At 43.5% G+C, this 15,113-nt stretch carries 17 protein-coding genes and 1 pseudogene; 12 read left to right on the top strand and 6 right to left on the bottom strand.

Features of this window, described 5'->3' with window-relative positions:
* Positions 1 to 208 precede the first annotated feature (208 nt).
* Complete coding sequence (locus tag DXA66_RS09105; protein WP_118528325.1) at positions 209 to 460, top strand: DUF6061 family protein; 252 nt, start codon at positions 209 to 211, stop codon at positions 458 to 460.
* 180 nt (positions 461 to 640) lie between these two features.
* Here DXA66_RS09105 and DXA66_RS09100 read toward each other — a convergent pair whose 3' ends face one another.
* On the bottom strand, positions 641 to 913 hold the full coding sequence (locus DXA66_RS09100) for a hypothetical protein (protein ID WP_347562866.1): 273 nt from the start codon (positions 911 to 913) through the stop codon (positions 641 to 643).
* 42 nt (positions 914 to 955) lie between these two features.
* Here DXA66_RS09100 and DXA66_RS14290 point away from each other — a divergent pair, with 42 nt between their 5' ends.
* The 7 genes from DXA66_RS14290 (at position 956) to DXA66_RS09070 (ending at position 8,118) form a co-directional block, all read left to right on the top strand.
* Positions 956 to 1,537, top strand: coding sequence for a hypothetical protein (locus DXA66_RS14290; RefSeq protein WP_243089076.1), 582 nt, complete (start codon positions 956 to 958; stop codon positions 1,535 to 1,537).
* 20 nt (positions 1,538 to 1,557) lie between these two features.
* On the top strand, positions 1,558 to 1,950 hold the full coding sequence (locus DXA66_RS09090) for a VOC family protein (RefSeq protein WP_118528321.1): 393 nt from the start codon (positions 1,558 to 1,560) through the stop codon (positions 1,948 to 1,950).
* An 83-nt stretch (positions 1,951 to 2,033) separates the two neighbouring features.
* Entirely contained in the window at positions 2,034 to 2,507 is a 474-nt protein-coding gene (locus DXA66_RS14140; protein WP_147365168.1) for a hypothetical protein, read from the top strand.
* Positions 2,497 to 3,447: a hypothetical protein gene (locus DXA66_RS09085; RefSeq protein WP_118553034.1), complete on the top strand. Its 951-nt coding sequence runs from the start codon at positions 2,497 to 2,499 to the stop codon at positions 3,445 to 3,447. Before DXA66_RS14140 ends, DXA66_RS09085 begins: the two co-directional genes overlap by 11 nt.
* A gap of 370 nt (positions 3,448 to 3,817) precedes the next feature.
* The gene (locus DXA66_RS09080) at positions 3,818 to 4,759 is read left to right on the top strand and encodes a hypothetical protein (protein WP_118528317.1); all 942 of its coding nucleotides are present in this window, start codon (positions 3,818 to 3,820) and stop codon (positions 4,757 to 4,759) included.
* 19 nt (positions 4,760 to 4,778) lie between these two features.
* Complete coding sequence (locus tag DXA66_RS09075; RefSeq protein WP_118528315.1) at positions 4,779 to 6,545, top strand: ATP-dependent endonuclease; 1,767 nt, start codon at positions 4,779 to 4,781, stop codon at positions 6,543 to 6,545.
* Positions 6,526 to 8,118 carry a UvrD-helicase domain-containing protein gene (locus DXA66_RS09070; RefSeq protein ID WP_118528313.1) on the top strand — a complete coding sequence of 531 codons (1,593 nt, stop codon included), beginning with the start codon at positions 6,526 to 6,528 and terminating at the stop codon, positions 8,116 to 8,118. Before DXA66_RS09075 ends, DXA66_RS09070 begins: the two co-directional genes overlap by 20 nt.
* A 145-nt stretch (positions 8,119 to 8,263) precedes the next feature.
* Here DXA66_RS09070 and DXA66_RS09065 read toward each other — a convergent pair whose 3' ends face one another.
* Positions 8,264 to 8,743, bottom strand: coding sequence for a flavodoxin (locus tag DXA66_RS09065; RefSeq protein WP_118528311.1), 480 nt, complete (start codon positions 8,741 to 8,743; stop codon positions 8,264 to 8,266).
* A gap of 438 nt (positions 8,744 to 9,181) precedes the next feature.
* Here DXA66_RS09065 and DXA66_RS09060 point away from each other — a divergent pair, with 438 nt between their 5' ends.
* The 4 genes and pseudogenes from DXA66_RS09060 (at position 9,182) to DXA66_RS09045 (ending at position 11,356) form a co-directional block, all read left to right on the top strand.
* Positions 9,182 to 10,213 carry a hypothetical protein gene (locus DXA66_RS09060; RefSeq protein ID WP_243089075.1) on the top strand — a complete coding sequence of 344 codons (1,032 nt, stop codon included), beginning with the start codon at positions 9,182 to 9,184 and terminating at the stop codon, positions 10,211 to 10,213.
* Between the two features lie 168 nt (positions 10,214 to 10,381).
* Positions 10,382 to 10,759, top strand: coding sequence for a hypothetical protein (locus DXA66_RS09055; protein WP_187119392.1), 378 nt, complete (start codon positions 10,382 to 10,384; stop codon positions 10,757 to 10,759).
* Positions 10,702 to 10,917: pseudogene (locus DXA66_RS09050) on the top strand (ABC transporter ATP-binding protein); the annotation flags it as partial. The gene DXA66_RS09055 and the pseudogene DXA66_RS09050, both read left to right, overlap by 58 nt.
* Positions 10,913 to 11,356: a hypothetical protein gene (locus tag DXA66_RS09045; RefSeq protein ID WP_118528307.1), complete on the top strand. Its 444-nt coding sequence runs from the start codon at positions 10,913 to 10,915 to the stop codon at positions 11,354 to 11,356. The pseudogene DXA66_RS09050 and the gene DXA66_RS09045, both read left to right, overlap by 5 nt.
* A gap of 105 nt (positions 11,357 to 11,461) precedes the next feature.
* Here the strand turns inward: DXA66_RS09045 and DXA66_RS09040 are convergent, their stop codons facing one another.
* The 4 genes from DXA66_RS09040 to DXA66_RS09025 form a co-directional block, all read right to left on the bottom strand.
* Entirely contained in the window at positions 11,462 to 12,361 is a 900-nt protein-coding gene (locus DXA66_RS09040; RefSeq protein WP_243089074.1) for a plasmid recombination protein, read from the bottom strand.
* Positions 12,362 to 12,596: 235 nt separating this feature from the next.
* On the bottom strand, positions 12,597 to 13,118 hold the full coding sequence (locus DXA66_RS09035; RefSeq protein ID WP_243089073.1) for a hypothetical protein: 522 nt from the start codon (positions 13,116 to 13,118) through the stop codon (positions 12,597 to 12,599).
* Positions 13,119 to 13,887: 769 nt separating this feature from the next.
* The gene (locus DXA66_RS09030) at positions 13,888 to 14,127 is read right to left on the bottom strand and encodes an HPr family phosphocarrier protein (protein ID WP_117476345.1); all 240 of its coding nucleotides are present in this window, start codon (positions 14,125 to 14,127) and stop codon (positions 13,888 to 13,890) included.
* 15 nt (positions 14,128 to 14,142) lie between these two features.
* Positions 14,143 to 15,111 (bottom strand): carbohydrate kinase, encoded by a 969-nt coding sequence (locus tag DXA66_RS09025; protein WP_118528305.1) that lies wholly within the window; start codon positions 15,109 to 15,111, stop codon positions 14,143 to 14,145.
* Positions 15,112 to 15,113: the final 2 nt, after the last annotated feature.

Genomic DNA, 15,113 nt, shown 5'->3' with positions numbered 1-15,113 from the left:
AATCAGTGGGCCCAGGGTTCGAGTCCCTGGAGGTGCACCACAACAACAAAATCCGAACTTTTTTCCAATAGGAGAAGGGTTCGGATTTTTTGTATTCTTTGGGAAACAGAACGAATCCCTTGCTTCCATCGAAAAGTGTCCCAGACTTTATCATAAGAAAGCACGACAGACCACTGCAAGAGTGCCGTAAGGTAGAAAGGACACGAGTATGAAGTACGATGAAAGAACCTGCAAATTCAACATGGACACCGGCTGCGTGGAGCTGCTGCTCCGGGATGGGAGAATGATCTCCATTGACTGCACTGGGGTCGAGGATGAATTGGACGTGACCATGGCGCAGAGGTCAGAACTGGATTATCTTATCTACAATGACCCGCTTGGCTATGCCGATTTGATTCTGAACGGAGACCCGGAGAAATATTTGAGGAATGTAGCTGAAAGCCATGGATTAGAGGATTGATCGTTTAGAGATCAACTCGATATAAGGAACAAGCCCACAGGTCTGCCGTATTTTATATGCGGTCTATCCTGTGGGCTTGTTTGCTATTATCGACTCATGATTGAATTTGAAATTTCAAGCACGACCGTATCATATTTGTAGGTGGCAACAATCATCGGCAGGCTTTCCAGCCTTCAAAACCTATGCACACGTCTGATTTTCGTACCGTTTGAGCCAGAGAAAAAAGCTGATGTTTAATAAGATGCCCACTGCGGTGGAGGTGGGTGCGGACAGACCGATCATCGTCAGGCTGGCGTTGGGCTGGATACTCATAATATACGCCATGGGGAGACGCACCAGCAGAGTCTGCACCAGCCCCTGTACCATGACCCAGAGGGTTTTGTCGTTGCCATTGAAGTAACCTACCATGCTGAACAGGATGGCAGTGGCGATGGTCTCGGGCGCAAAGCCCATGAGGTAGGCGTAGCTGTTGGCAATAACAGCGGCATCTGCCGTATGGATGTTGATGCAGCCGGAAACACTGTCGCCTACATGGTTCCCAATTATCAGATTGATGGAAAGACTGGAACGTGGCTTCCGTATGACAGCGAAGTTGTCGAGGGAGTTTGCTTTTTTATGATGCGCAATGAGCAGCGCAAAGATGCTGTTTCTCCAGTCGTGGTAGACAGTAAAGGCGTATTTGTGACGGATGCTCCGAACGGCTTTGAAAATGTTCGCTCCATACTTACAGAGTATGGGCAACAAAACAGCCGGAAAGAGGACATTATGAAAGCGATTCGATGGCTGTTAAAATCGGTGCTGGTGATTATGACCCTGCCACTGATCCTTACTGTATGGCTTATAAAGTGGTTTGTGGTATTCCTGCATCATTGTTCGGCATGGATTTTCTATTTGCTGGGTAGTGTGCTATTGGCAACGGCGATTCTTTCGTATCTTATGCAGCAGTCGCAAGGGATGGAAGCACTTCAAATGCTGATCGGTGGATTTGCGATTTTTATGATACCGCAGGTGGTCGGCAGTGTGGTCGTGCTTCTGGAACTGGTAGCAGTAATGCTTCGGCAGGTATGGTACATATAAAATAGGGAGGCGTACAGATAGTGAAATTGGCGGCAATTCATCATGTGGCGATTATCGTTTCTAACTACGAAAAAGCGAGAGACTTTTATGTGAACAAGCTGGGCTTTGCAGTTGTGAGAGAAAACTTCCGCAAGGAGCGGAACGACTGGAAACTGGATTTGAGTGTCGGTGACGGTGCCGATGCGATTGAACTGGAGATTTTTGCAGAGCCAAACCCGCCCAAGCGTGTAAACAGGCCGGAAGCCTGCGGTTTGCGGCATCTGGCGTTCCGGGTGGATGATGTGGAAGCTACCGTGGCAGAACTGGCTCAGATGGGAATTGAATGTGAACCGATTCGATTGGACAGCTACACCAAAAAGAAAATGACCTTTTTCTTTGACCCGGATGGACTGCCCTTGGAACTGCACGAGTGACCTTGAAAACATTTTAAGAAAATGTTATTCTTTTCTATAAGGATGGAGAAAACAGCAAAAGTAAACTGGGAGGATTATGTAAAATGGAAACATCAGTGTTGATTCAGGTTCCCTATGAATTGGAAAGTGCGTACAGTCCTCTTGAAGAACGAACAGACATTGACTACACAGTTATGTCGGTCGATAATTTTAATGTGGGCGATTTTTTGATAGGTTTGTATATTACCATATCATCTAATTCCATTATAACAGGTGTTGTAAGTGGAATGATATGGGATGTCATTAAAATCGTTTCACATGATGTTTTGGATAAATTGCGACAATCATCAAAAGAAAAAACAAGTGAAAAAATTTCTGAACAGCCCAATAAAGAAGATGGTGAACAAGAAACCTGTATTAAAGTATCCTTATGTGTTCGAGAAAACTCAAAAGATGAATATAGAATAGGTGCAGAGTATAGGATAAATAGGTATCTGAATAATGAAGATGTAAATAAAATAAGTGAAAATGTAGCGGGCCAATTGGCGGAAGCAGTGATATTACATTATGAAAAATAAGAATTATCTGAGTGACCAAATAAGGAATAACATTCCGAAACGTAACATTGAAGAAGGACGAGAAAGCGTTCGGATGTTTGTCGAAATGCTGAAAAAGCGGAAAATCAATGTAATTGATGAGGCAATCTTGAATCGCGCATACGAGGAAGAAGATTATGTTGATGAGAAAATGCTAGGATTGGTTCTCAAGGCTTTAAAAATTGATGAGCCAGTTCAATATATTCCTCGATATATAAGGAATATGAACGCTTTTCATGCAAATGGTACAAAAGTCGTTGTTGTAGATGAACTGCTGGAATATACACTTATATCGTTTCTTTTCACAATGTACTCACTTGAGAATAATAGAAGCGAGGAGAATGTAACTCGTTGCATGAAGAACTTTTACGTTCTGGAAGATTTGCAGAATGGAAAAAGAGAAATTGGGACACATAATGAAACGCAGCTTTATGAAATGTCTCTTCTCCCAGAAAACTTGATGCATACAGCAATGGATAACTACTGGACTATTTGGACTTTTTTGATAGGACATGAGTTATATCATGCTATTCATCCAGAAGATCGAAATGGAAAGGATACAGAATTAAGAGCAGATCAGTATGCCTATCGTTTGCTGATAAATTTAATAATGCAGCAGAAGAAAAACGAAGTGCCAGAAGAACTACAAGTGTTTTGGGAAGATCAATATTTATCACCGATAATACTATTTGAAATGTTTCGCTTGTTTGATGTGTATTCTGAACTAAAAGGGAAAAAGATTGTCTATCAAGATCATCCGACACCGAAAGAGCGACAGGATAATATTTTTTCGATGTTTAAAGATGACATCCCGGAAGAAATGAATACAGAAGAAGGAAACAAAGTACTGAACTTGATTCTGAACAGTAGCGAATACGCAGAGGACTGGCTTCGGTATAAAATTAGCAAGGGAAAACTTTGATAGTTAAAAAGTAACACTCGCCTAGATAAGAGAATTCTTCTCGACTAGGCGAGTGTTTTATTCTGTTAGAGTGATTTCATGTCAGAAAAAGCAAATTACAATGTCGAAAATTGCACATGAACCCATTCGAATATTGAAATAATATGGTAAATGTCAACAAATGTTGCCTTGATGTCGACGATGATTTATGGTATTATGAAAATATAACATAAAAACAATGGTGAATATGCTACTATAAGTGGTATGAAATCAAAATCGACAATTTGGTGAGTGCATTGAATCGTCCGAAAGTTGGTTTCTCTCAAGATAGTGTAATAAGAACAGCTTGGTTACTGATGCGTTGGTGTTTTTGAGATTATGGGATGTAAAAATGAAAAAACTAACAGAAAAAGAAAAATTTGAAGCAGGGAAAGCCCAGATGTATCAATATCTTGATAGTCAATATTTAGCTTGGCATATTGTTGCAGTAGAATCTATTAAAAAGTTGATACTCAATTTAGATGATTTCTATAGTGATATAACGGGAGAAAACCAACCATTGTCTATTGTGGAACATGAACAAATAAAAAACGAAGTTCGTATAGGGTGGATATTTGAAGCATTAAGTCATGCGGAACAAGCAATAGAGGATTTGTTCTCGTTTCTTATGTTATCAAAAAATATAGATACTTTTGTGAAGAATGTTGTAAATTATAATGCTACAGATGTTAAGCGATATATTTGGAATTTTAAGACAAATGATCCATCAAAATTTTTGGGAGAGTTTTTTCTTCCATATTTTGATTTGGATGATAGTTTGACATGGGCAGATCATCAAGATTGCTACATAGAATATAGAATAGCAGTTTTGAGAATGCAGACATATTTGACAGATTTAGTTTCTTTTCATAAAGAGCATTATCAAGATTATTGTCAATATAAGCATGGATTGGCAGTAGGATTAAGATATGGCAGGTATAGAAATGGAGAAACATTGACAAAAGGAGTACTGCAAACATTTGATAATCGCCCAATCAAAATTAAGAATAATACTACACCGGCTGCATTAATATTTACTCTGACACCAGAAACACAAGGGTGTTTAAGAGATTTATATAATGATTCTAACATGCTTCACTATTCACTTCACTCGTTGGATATTGATGAGATTATTAAAGTTACTGGAGAGGCCTACGAGTTGATTTCAGTGTTGCGACATAATTTAATAAAGAGGAGTAGATTGTCAGAACGCGATGAGTTTCATGAATGGGCTTTCCCATCTGGGCAGAGAGAAAAGATGATGCTTATGGGCTTCCCAATAGAAAAAGATTAGGGAGTTAGGAGAGAAAATTATGAGATTGGAAAAGGTTCGCATTAAAGGCTTCCGTAATTTTGATGATACAGAAGTCATATTCCAGAAAAAAACACTTATTATCGGAGCAAATGATGTGGGAAAGTCTAATCTCCTATACGCTCTAAGAATTTTATTTGACAAAACAATTAGTGAACATGATTTAGAATTGACAGAAAGCGACTATAATGCTTATTCTGGTACAGATACTATTGAAATAACAGCATATCTATGCGAAGTAACAGAAGATTGCTTGTTAAGTACATTTGGAAGTGCCGTCAAAGATGGAAAAGTGGTTATAAGATATACGAATCAAAAAAATGGTACATATAAAATTTTGACGGGGTATGATGTCTCTACATTGTCTGAACTTCAAACAAGACAATATATTAAGAGATTAAACATGCAATATGTTGACACAAATCGCAATCTTTTTTCTTTTTTGAGCCGTGAGAAAATCAAGATACTTCAGATTGCAAAGGAAAAGCTTTCCGAAGAAGCAACGGCGTCAGACAGTCAAAAAATTAATGAGATTCAAAATAGTTTGGATAAAATCAATGAGAGTATAAGTTCGTTACAATACATTTCTACATCACTTGCACAGGTAAATCGTGAATTAGGGGAACTGTCTGTTCATAATGAAGATCAAGCAGTCCGATTTGTTGCGGGAGAAAGTAAAGCTGATAAAATGCTTGATAACTTGGTTCTCGCATATTCCACAGGAGATACTCCGTTATCGATAGGTGGAGATGGACGCAATAATCAAATATTCCTCGCGACATGGATAGCAAAACAACATTTGCAAAACAACATTGACCATGTTACTTTTTATGCGATTGAAGAACCTGAAGCACACCTTCATCCACATCAGCAACGAAAATTATCGGCGTATATTCAGAATAGTTTTGACGAGCAAATTTTAATAACAACACATTCTCCCCATATTGCATCTAAATTTGAGCCTGCAAGTATTGTGAGATTATATTCAGAAAATAAGTACTCGTTTGCTTCTTGTGGTGGTTGCAGTGAATTACTAAAAAGTGTATTTGATGATTTTGGATATAGGCTGAACGCTTTGTCAGCGGAAACATTTTTCTCAGATGGAGTCTTTCTTGTTGAGGGAACTTCGGAGGTGTTGTTTTACACAGCACTGGCAAGAGAGCTGAAACTTGATTTGGACAGGCATAATATATCAATTCTTTCGGTTGAGGGAGTAGGATTTAAACCTTATGTGGCTATTTGCAATGCGCTAAATATTTCGTGGGTTCTGAGAACTGATAACGACATATTTTCAAAAACAAGTGTTACTCCGGTAAAAAAATATTATGCTGGAATATCACGAGGAATTGGGATTGTTAAAGATATTGGTGATAATAAAACTGGATTGATTGAATATTGGAATCAGCATAGCAAAGAAAATGAATGGCCAAAAGATGCTGAAATTCCCGAAGAGGCTAAAAAGTTGAATGAATATATTAGGACAAATATCAAAGATTTAGGAATCTTTTTATCTGATGTGGATCTCGAAAATGATCTTGCCAGTAGTGAATTAAAAGATACGCTGATGAACCACTATGGAAAAAGGGATCATGATGATCTCGTAAACGCAATGCAAAAGAAAAAAGCAGAAAATATGATGGAATTCTTGACTAAAAACCATAAAGAACTTTCTTGTCTTGAAGAGAGCAAAATTGTAGAGCCTCTGACAAGCTTGATTCGTATTACAACGGAAAGGACAAGACCGGACAATGGTGAAAGAACCAACTGAAGAACAAAGTAAGATACTTCAACAGAAGGGCAATATTGTGATTACTGCTAAGCCGGGATCTGGAAAGACATATACAATAGTCGAAAAGATTGCCAGAGTGATTCCAGATTTGCCAGAATATAAAGGAGTAATTGCAATTTCATTTACTAATAAGGCAAGTGATGAACTAAAAAGAAGGTGTAAGCAAAGGTGTGCAGATACGAAGCAATCTTTTTTTGGCACTATTGACAAGTTTTATATTTCACAAATTATTATTCCTTTTTCAAGCCATGTTACGGGGAATATTACAGAATATGAGATTGTTGATAACATAGATGAGAGTAGCAAGTATGCACTGTTATTAGAAGAGCCTTTTTCCTCAAAGAAAGAGAGCATTCTGGTTGAAGGGTTACAAGAAGGTAAAATCTTTCTAAAATATACTGGTGAAACTGCATTGTACATATTAGAGAATGTGCCAGGTGCGATGCAATATATCAAGGCTAGATATTCTCATATTATTATCGACGAGTACCAAGATTGCGGTGAGATACAAGATAAGGTCTTTATAAAGCTTGTTGAGAGTGGATTAACAGGAATTGCTGTGGGAGATATAAATCAAGCAATATATGGTTTTACAAAACGATTCCCAAAATATCTGATTGCTCTGATGAAAAGAGATGACTTTGCTCGCTTTGAACTTAGTAAAAATCATAGATGTCATCCGAGTATATCGGAATACTCACTGTGTCTTTTTGGTGCATCAAAAACAGTGCCTAGAGAGAAAAGGGTTTTTAAAGTCGATATTTCAGGAGATGAGAGGAGCATTGCTGCGGCAATAGATAAATACCTTAACCAAATAAAAGATAAATATGGAATAGTGAGAAATAATCAGGTCGCAATTCTTTGTAGAAGTAATAGTACAGCTTTTAAGGTTGGAGAAAACCTAAGTACACCATATAAAATATTTGAGGAAACAGTGCTAGATAGAGATAACTCTGAATGGGGAAGATTCTTTCGAGATTTAATTTCGGCACGTTTTGATGAGTCGGTTTTTGCTGTCGATTACGCGGAACAACTTTTTTCTGAAGAACTGGAACCTCAAAAATATAGAAAAGCACTCGCGCTGTGCCAAAGTATATTTTCGAATTCGTTCGATGATTTTTGCAATGCAGAGGATAAGATAAAAGAACTTGCGGGACTGGTGTACGCACAAAAGGAAACAAAAGTAGCTTTGAATAATCTTCATTCAGTGATAAGTGATCCGCATCAGTTGAAAAATTACGTTCCGGCACGTGAAAACGAACTTAATATTATGACATTGCACAAATCAAAAGGATTGGAATTTAATATTGTTTTTCATATGGATATGTATAAATGGATAATTCCTAACGAGTTTGGCGATGAGTCGTCGGTTCAACAAGATTTGAATTTGCATTATGTAGGACTGACAAGAGCAAAAGACGCCTGCTATATTATGAATGGCACCGCGCGTTTTAGAAATAAGAAAAATGATTATATTTTTGCAGAGCCATCTTTATTTCTTAGTAAACCAGGACTTGCGGAAAGAAGAAAGGATGTCCGGTGGGAAATGTGATATTATGAACAAAACTGTATGAAGGCTATGCTATAAGTATGACGTATAATTTACATGATGGGGAAGAAAACAACGACCTCATAGTTGAGAGGATTCGTAAATCTTCTCGGCTATGAGGGCGTTTCATTCTGTAGGAATGTGAGAGTTATAGGCTGAGGGTTTCTACCCATGCAGACAAATCTGCCTTGCTGGAATAGGAGTTGAACACCTTACCATGCAGTAACTTTGCACCAGTGTAGCTCGGCGCAAGTTTTTCATTGGTTTTGCCCATGCCGCTGCCGCCGGAGGTGGCAAAGGGGATGATGGTCTTACCTTTTAAGTTGTAGCTTTCCAGAAATGTATTGATGATGGTGGGAGCAACATACCACCAGATAGGAAAGCCGACAAAGATGGTGTCATACTCGTCCATGTTATCACGTTTGGCGGCGATGGCAGGGCGAGAGTTCGGATTGCTCATTTCGATGGTGCTGCGGGATTTCTTGTCCATCCAGTTCAGATCGGCCTTGGTATAAGGAACTTCTGGCTGAATCTCAAAAATGTCTGCACCGATGGCATCTGCCAGATTTTCAGCAACTTTTGCGGTGACACCGCTGGCAGAAAAGTAAGCGACAAGTCTTTTACTCATGATAATGCACTCCCCCTTGACAATTTTGTATAAGATAAGTATAACACGACAGGAAAGTAGCATCAAGCGGTTGCCCATGATATAACATCAATAGAAATGTAATAACATGAACAATTTCAAAGAGTGGAATTTTCAAGCTGTGATGCGCTTTTTCTGCTAGTCTTAACTCTAATTTTGTATCTTAACTTAAAAAGAGTTATAATGCAGAAGAAAAGTTAAGATGATCGAGAATAGCCGATGGATTCTGATTGTGGAACGGGCAGCGTTGTCCATAATATAACATCAACGACAATGTTATATTATGGACAACTGTTCGTAAAAATTTAAGGATTTTGAGGGAGTTGCACAGCTTGATATGAGAAGCGATTTATGGTAAGATGAAAGTACAGTAAGAGTTTATACGCTCTTGTTGAATCTACTGCGAGGAAGTGAATGCCGATGGAAAAGCAAAACACGGTAGAAAATCAGCTTGCCCACACGATGACTCAGACGGAGTTTGATTCGGACTATGATAAGACTGCCAAAAAGCTGCTGGCTAACAAGCAGATTTTGGCGCAGATTATGAAGGGCTGTGTAGATGAATACAGTGAATGTTCAGTAGACGAAATTGCTGAAAAGTATATTGAGGGGACTCCAGAGGTTGGCACGGTTGGCGTTCACGTTGATGATACAAACAGACCTCCGAAAGCTCCTGACGTAATAACTGGAAGCAACAATGAGGATTCTACGCTGACTGAGGGAACGGTGCGTTATGACGTTCGCTTTGATGCGATTGCTCCAACGGCAGCGAATGATGCAGCACAGCAGGATGTGATTCGTCTTATTATCAATGTGGAAGCGCAGACTGCTTTTAATCCGGGATACCCACTGACAAAACGTGCAATCTATTATTGCAGCAGAATGATTTCTGCACAGCACGGGCCGATATTCAAAAAGTCTGAGTATGGAAAAATCCGAAAAGTGTATTCTATATGGGTTTGTACAAAACCGTCCGATGAATTTCAGAATACGCTTACGCGGTATTCGATTCGGCCAGAACAGTTGATTGGAAACGCTGCCGAGAAATCAGAAAATTATGATCTGATGAGCGTGGTAACGATTTGTCTGGGAAAACCTGATACAGAAAGCTATACAGGCATTTTGAAGTTTCTGGATGTGCTGCTTTCTTCGTCAAGAGCAGCTACGGAGAAAAAGAAAATTCTCGAAGAAGAGTTTGGCGTTGCAATGAGCGAAGAACTGGAAAGAGAGGTGCTTATTATGTGCAATCTTAGTCAAGGTGTCAAGGCCGAAGGTAGAGAAGAAGGTATCGGTATCGGCAGAGAAGAAGGCATTGGTATCGGTGAGATGCGGATGTTGATTAAGCAGGTGAGAAAAGGCCGCGTGACGGTTGAAGAAGCTGCTGAGGATGCTGAAATGACGGTCGAAGAATTTAAGAAAGTAATGGAAAACACCCCGTTGCAGGCCGTATAAAGCAAAAATTGTATAGAGTATAGAGATAAGCCCTACAAGGCTCAAATTGGTTCAAAAACCGATTGAAAGCCTTGCAGGGCTTATTTTTTTTTTCGCTTTTTTCAAATTTATTTGTGAAAAAAGTTGTCCAAGACTTGACATCGGGCGGCAAAGAGTGAATACCGGAATTTGTGGATCGACGCTGCGACTCCGCTGGTAGGCGAGGACAATGCGGAATCGGCTACGGATATGCTGCTGGGAATGTGCATGGCAGAGCCGTATGGCGAGGAGGCTGTTGAAAAATATGCAGCAGATCCGGACAGCACGGCGTTCAACTGCTATTTTCTGGGCGGCGTGGAAAAATTCGTGATGAGTGGCGACACCATCACCGGTCTGGATGCGCAAGGACAGGAAGTGTTTGCACACACCTACCAGAAACTGGATGTGGACAATGAAAACAGCTTCCTCTTCTACCAGAGCGAGGATGCGGATTCCGGGGAGTTTATTACGGCTGGATGGCAGTGTTGTTTGCAGTGCTGTCTTACCTTATTTACATTGCAGCGCTGATGTGCTCCCACCTGTCGGCGTTCCGGGTGGCGACCAATCTGCGGCTGGCGGTGTCGGAGCATTTGGCGGTGCTGCCGCTGGGCTTTGCCGAAACTTTTGGCAGTGGTAAGCTGCGCAAGATCATCCATGAGAGCACCGGAGCCGCCGAGACCTATGTTTAACAGAAAGAGCAGCTATGCGCTGAACAAGAAAGACCCCAACGCTATCGTTTACATGGATGCCAACGAAGCCATCATCCGCCTGACCCGCGAGGACTTTGCCCGCGAGGAAGAATTTCTGAAATGGAAGTCCCTGTCGGATGCAGACTACGAACACTATCTTATGGGCGAGATTGACCTGAACACCTACAAGGCGGAAAAGGCCGCGTGTAACGAGCTGCTGCTGAAAACAAAAAACGCCTATGCCGCAGTATTGGCACAGGCGAAACAGAAGCAGGACGAACAGGCACGGCAGGACAGCCGCAAGGAAGCGTCCAAGGCGATTTTCGATGCGGACACGCTGACCACCGAGCTGGCCGAGCTGTTGATCGACCGGGTGCTGGTATATCCCGATAAGCGCATCGAGATCGCATACAAAATCCAGGACATTTTTGATTGAGGTGGCAGTCATGAAAATCGCTTTCTATTGCAGAGTGGACGGACAGGGCTTTGGCTTTGTCCTCCCCGATGAAGCTGACAAGCTCCGCGAGTTTTTCGCCGAGCATCAGGATACTGCCTTGTCGTAGGCCGCAGCCGAAACTTCATCGATCAACGCTTCCATGTCGTTGACCTTGAGGGTCAGCTTGTCCAGCTTGTTCTGCTGGGCGGCAAGCTGCTTCTTTTGCTTGGCAAGGATGAAATCCTGCTTTTCCAAATATTTGCGGTTGCCATACTCCGCTTCTTCCTCCAATTCCAGACCATGCCGTTTTGCAATCTCGAACAGCATCTTCCGGCAGGCGGCATCAAAGGTGATTTTGCGGTTGTTGCGGCGGCTGAGGGGCTTGTCCGGGTCGGGCAGGTTGAAGCCCAACACTTCCAATGCCTTTTCCTGCTGGGGAGCCACCTCACCGTACTTGTTCTCGCAGTCGAACACATGACGCTCATGGATATGGGGTGTGCTCTCATCCAGATGCAGTGCCCAGTCCAGCACATGAACGTGGTCGCCATACTTGGCCTTGAACTCCTCGATGAACTCTGTGACGACGCTCAGCAAGTCCTCTGCCGAAGCGTGTTCATCCAGCGTTCCAAGTTGGTAGATGGTCTCCTCCGGGCAGGTCTTGCGGCTGGACAGCAGGTCGGGAATGGAGCGGTTGCGCTCTGTGTGCCGAATCTTGGCGTTGCGCTCGTTCTGACCTTCGATAAAGGTCGTGTACCGGCTCTCGTAGAACTGCCGTTCCACATCTGAGAAGGTCGCCCCCAGATCGTCCGGGTCTTGTGGGTCGAGAGCCGAACGGAAACCGTGGAAGCAGTCCCAATAGATGTTGCCCTTGGCTCGTTCCGGGTCGATGTGCTCACTGTTGGCAAGGTTGAAACTGCGGTCATTGTGCCTGGGGTTATAGGTGCCGTGGGTTCCGGCTCGTCCGTTGTGTCGTGTCAGTTTCAGATAGACATCCCTCCGTTTCATCAGTTTGGCGTGGGAGAACGCAGCAGCGGAGCTGCTGGATCTGCCGCCATTTTGCGCCAGATAATACCCAGTAGGATATGACGCACAGCATCATATCACTGGGGCAAAGAGCTGCGCTCTCTGCACTCTTGCTCCGGGCAAGCTGCCCTGAAGGACAGCTCGTCCGGTTTTTCAAAGGGTCATTTTGACCCTCTGATTTTGGCAAACTGTCAATCTGACACTTTGCCAACACCCCCTATAAAGGAGAACTTGGGCGTTTTGCTGCGTACGTGCGTACGCAGCAGGCGGTTTTCTCTGTACGCACGTACGCAGCGAAAGACCGAAAACGCACCATATAGAGCAGGTCGGACAGGAACCGCAGCCAATGGGAGGGCTGCGGAGCTTTCGGGTCATACCTGACCGGGAGTCGGTTGCGGACGATCTCCGGCTTGCCCTCCTGAAAGGTGCCATCCAGATACAGGGTTCCGTTTGCCAGTGCGATGCGGTCGGTGACGGGCGGAAAGTCCTCCACCTGTGCCGCCAGTTTCAGCACGTCCACGACATTGCTGACCCGTTTGGCGATATTTGCGCCGATATGGTCTCGCAGCATATCGAAAATTTCACAGCGCAGGTTCATGGTGTCTGTGACCCTGCCGTCCGGGGTGAAAAATGCGCCATTCACATAGAGGAGCTGGTGGGTGCTGAGAAAATCGTCACAAAACAGGGATTCGTTGAAGAAGCCTTTCTTGATCCATGCAGGGGTAAAGTTGTTTCCCATAGGCACACATCCTTTCTTCGGTGCTGCGGCTTATCCATGTGGTCAATTTGGCCACATGGATTTTCTCTGCTGCAACAGGTGGATAAACGTCCTTTGGGTTACGGCAAATCAATGTGGACAATTTGTCTACATTGATTTCTCCTGCCGCAACGAGTAGATAAACGTCCGTTTCACCTCATGTGCTCATTTTGACCACATGAGGTGAATTGCCGTTCTCTCTGCATGGCTTTCCTGCCCCCCTCCGGCGGCGTTTTCCGGCTCTCCTTCTCAGGGTCATCGCCGGGTATCCCATACAGACGGTCATGCGGTTTTCAAGGTCCAACGGGCAAAACGGCAACAAAAAAGCCGTCACAGAACAGACCAGCCCTGCCTTCGCTTTTTCTAGAAGGTCATGCTAGTCGGTTATGTGACGGCTGAAAGCCAAGATGTTCAGCCCCGCAGGGTCTGAACGAATATGTAAAAATATGTTATATTCAATTGTTGGGATAGATTACCACAAAAATCGAGCCGTGTCAACAAAAAGTTTTGAAAGCGCGTTGTTTTCGGCAGCTTGCAAGAAAAAGCAAGGGAAACTTTGGCAAAAAGAGAGAGGGCTGGGCGGTGCCAGCCCTCTTGACAAGGCAATGAGGCACATCAATATGGGCTTGCAAAATTTATTAAGGGAATGCGGTGATAGTAGGACTTATACAAATTAAAACACCGTTCGGTTCTGGTGAAGGAGAACCAGAACCGAACGGTGCAAATGGAAGAAGGAGAAAAGCGTAGAAAATCAGACGATGCAATCTGGGAGCAACGCATGGAGCTGTGTCAGCAGTTCTTCGCAAGAATCGGAATAAATCACAAGGGTAAGCGGATTGCTCAGGTCGAGACTGTAAATGCCAAGCAGGGATTTGGCATCAATGGTATATCGCCCGGAGACTAAGTCCATCTCATAGGGATATTTGGACAGCAAATCTACAAATTCCTTGACCTGATCGACCTGCCGCATTCTGATCTGTAATTTTGTCATAGGGTATCCTTTCTTTTACAGCAGTGGGATAGAGGCAATGCAGTTCTGAATTTCCACCATGGAGGGCATTGCAGGGATTGCGCCGCCCTTTGTCGTGGTCAGACTGCCCGCTGCATTGCCGAAGCGGACGATTTCTTCAAGCTCAAATGCAGGGAGGGTACGCAAATCCTCAGCATCTTTTCCTCGCAGCTGGTAGTGAATTGCGCCCATGAAAGCGTCGCCTGCACCAGTCGTGTCCACGGTAGGCACATCATAGGTGGGAAGATGCCCTGCTCCCACAGCGTTCCGGTAATAAGCACCCTTTGCACCCAGCGATACCAGCACAAGAGATGGCCCCATTTCGAGCAGGGCTTGTGAGCCGCGGGCAAGGTCGCTTTCGTTTGTGATAAGCTGCATTTCTTCCTCGGAAACTTTCAGAAGATCCGCCAGCTTGACACCTTCCTGCATCTGGACAACGGCATCTGCCGGGTGCTCCCACAGAAGCGGACGGTAATTGGGGTCAAAGCTGACCAGCTTGCCCTGCTGCCGTGCATACCGCGCAGCTTCCAACGTGGCGGTGCGGCTCGGGTCGGCGGTCAGAGAGACAGAGCCGAAATGGAAGATGGCAGCATCGTCGATCAGATTCCTGTTGACTTCTGCCGAAGTCAGCATCACATCGGCACCGGGGTTCCGGTAAAAGGTAAAGGAGCGGTCTCCCTTGCTGTCAAGCTGTACGAAGGCAAGGGTCGTGGGAATCTTTTCGTCAATCACCAGACCGGACACATCAATGCTGCTTTCCACAAGGGTCTGGCGAAGAAAATCGCCAAATCCGTCTTTGCCGACTTTTCCGATGAATGCTGTTTTGCCGCCCAGACGGGCATTCATGGCAAGGACATTGGCGGGTGCACCGCCGGGATTCCGGGCAAACAATTCGATGCCCTGTGCATTGGTTCCGTTCGGGGTAAAGTCGATCAGGCTTTCTCCCAAAGCTACAACATCAAACATGG

This window comes from Faecalibacterium sp. OF03-6AC, from assembly GCF_003478175.1.
In the GTDB taxonomy this organism is placed as follows: Bacteria; Bacillota; Clostridia; order Oscillospirales; family Ruminococcaceae; genus Faecalibacterium; species Faecalibacterium taiwanense.
Note: the sequence above shows the minus strand (reverse complement) of the source record. Positions and strands in the feature narration are given on the sequence as shown.

Coding starts and splice junctions, on each gene's coding strand:
- DXA66_RS14290 (WP_243089076.1), top strand. CDS start 956: ATGGATGTTGATGCAGCCGGAAACACTGTCGCCTACATGGTTCCCAAT.
- DXA66_RS09075 (WP_118528315.1), top strand. CDS start 4,779: ATGAGATTGGAAAAGGTTCGCATTAAAGGCTTCCGTAATTTTGATGAT.
- DXA66_RS09045 (WP_118528307.1), top strand. CDS start 10,913: ATGTTTAACAGAAAGAGCAGCTATGCGCTGAACAAGAAAGACCCCAAC.
- DXA66_RS09065 (WP_118528311.1), bottom strand. CDS start 8,743: ATGAGTAAAAGACTTGTCGCTTACTTTTCTGCCAGCGGTGTCACCGCA.
- DXA66_RS09025 (WP_118528305.1), bottom strand. CDS start 15,111: ATGTTTGATGTTGTAGCTTTGGGAGAAAGCCTGATCGACTTTACCCCG.
- DXA66_RS09100 (WP_347562866.1), bottom strand. CDS start 913: ATGGGCTTTGCGCCCGAGACCATCGCCACTGCCATCCTGTTCAGCATG.
- DXA66_RS09060 (WP_243089075.1), top strand. CDS start 9,182: ATGGAAAAGCAAAACACGGTAGAAAATCAGCTTGCCCACACGATGACT.
- DXA66_RS09070 (WP_118528313.1), top strand. CDS start 6,526: ATGGTGAAAGAACCAACTGAAGAACAAAGTAAGATACTTCAACAGAAG.
- DXA66_RS09105 (WP_118528325.1), top strand. CDS start 209: ATGAAGTACGATGAAAGAACCTGCAAATTCAACATGGACACCGGCTGC.
- DXA66_RS09040 (WP_243089074.1), bottom strand. CDS start 12,361: ATGAAACGGAGGGATGTCTATCTGAAACTGACACGACACAACGGACGA.
- DXA66_RS09085 (WP_118553034.1), top strand. CDS start 2,497: ATGAAAAATAAGAATTATCTGAGTGACCAAATAAGGAATAACATTCCG.
- DXA66_RS09080 (WP_118528317.1), top strand. CDS start 3,818: ATGAAAAAACTAACAGAAAAAGAAAAATTTGAAGCAGGGAAAGCCCAG.
- DXA66_RS09035 (WP_243089073.1), bottom strand. CDS start 13,118: ATGGGAAACAACTTTACCCCTGCATGGATCAAGAAAGGCTTCTTCAAC.
- DXA66_RS14140 (WP_147365168.1), top strand. CDS start 2,034: ATGGAAACATCAGTGTTGATTCAGGTTCCCTATGAATTGGAAAGTGCG.
- DXA66_RS09030 (WP_117476345.1), bottom strand. CDS start 14,127: ATGACAAAATTACAGATCAGAATGCGGCAGGTCGATCAGGTCAAGGAA.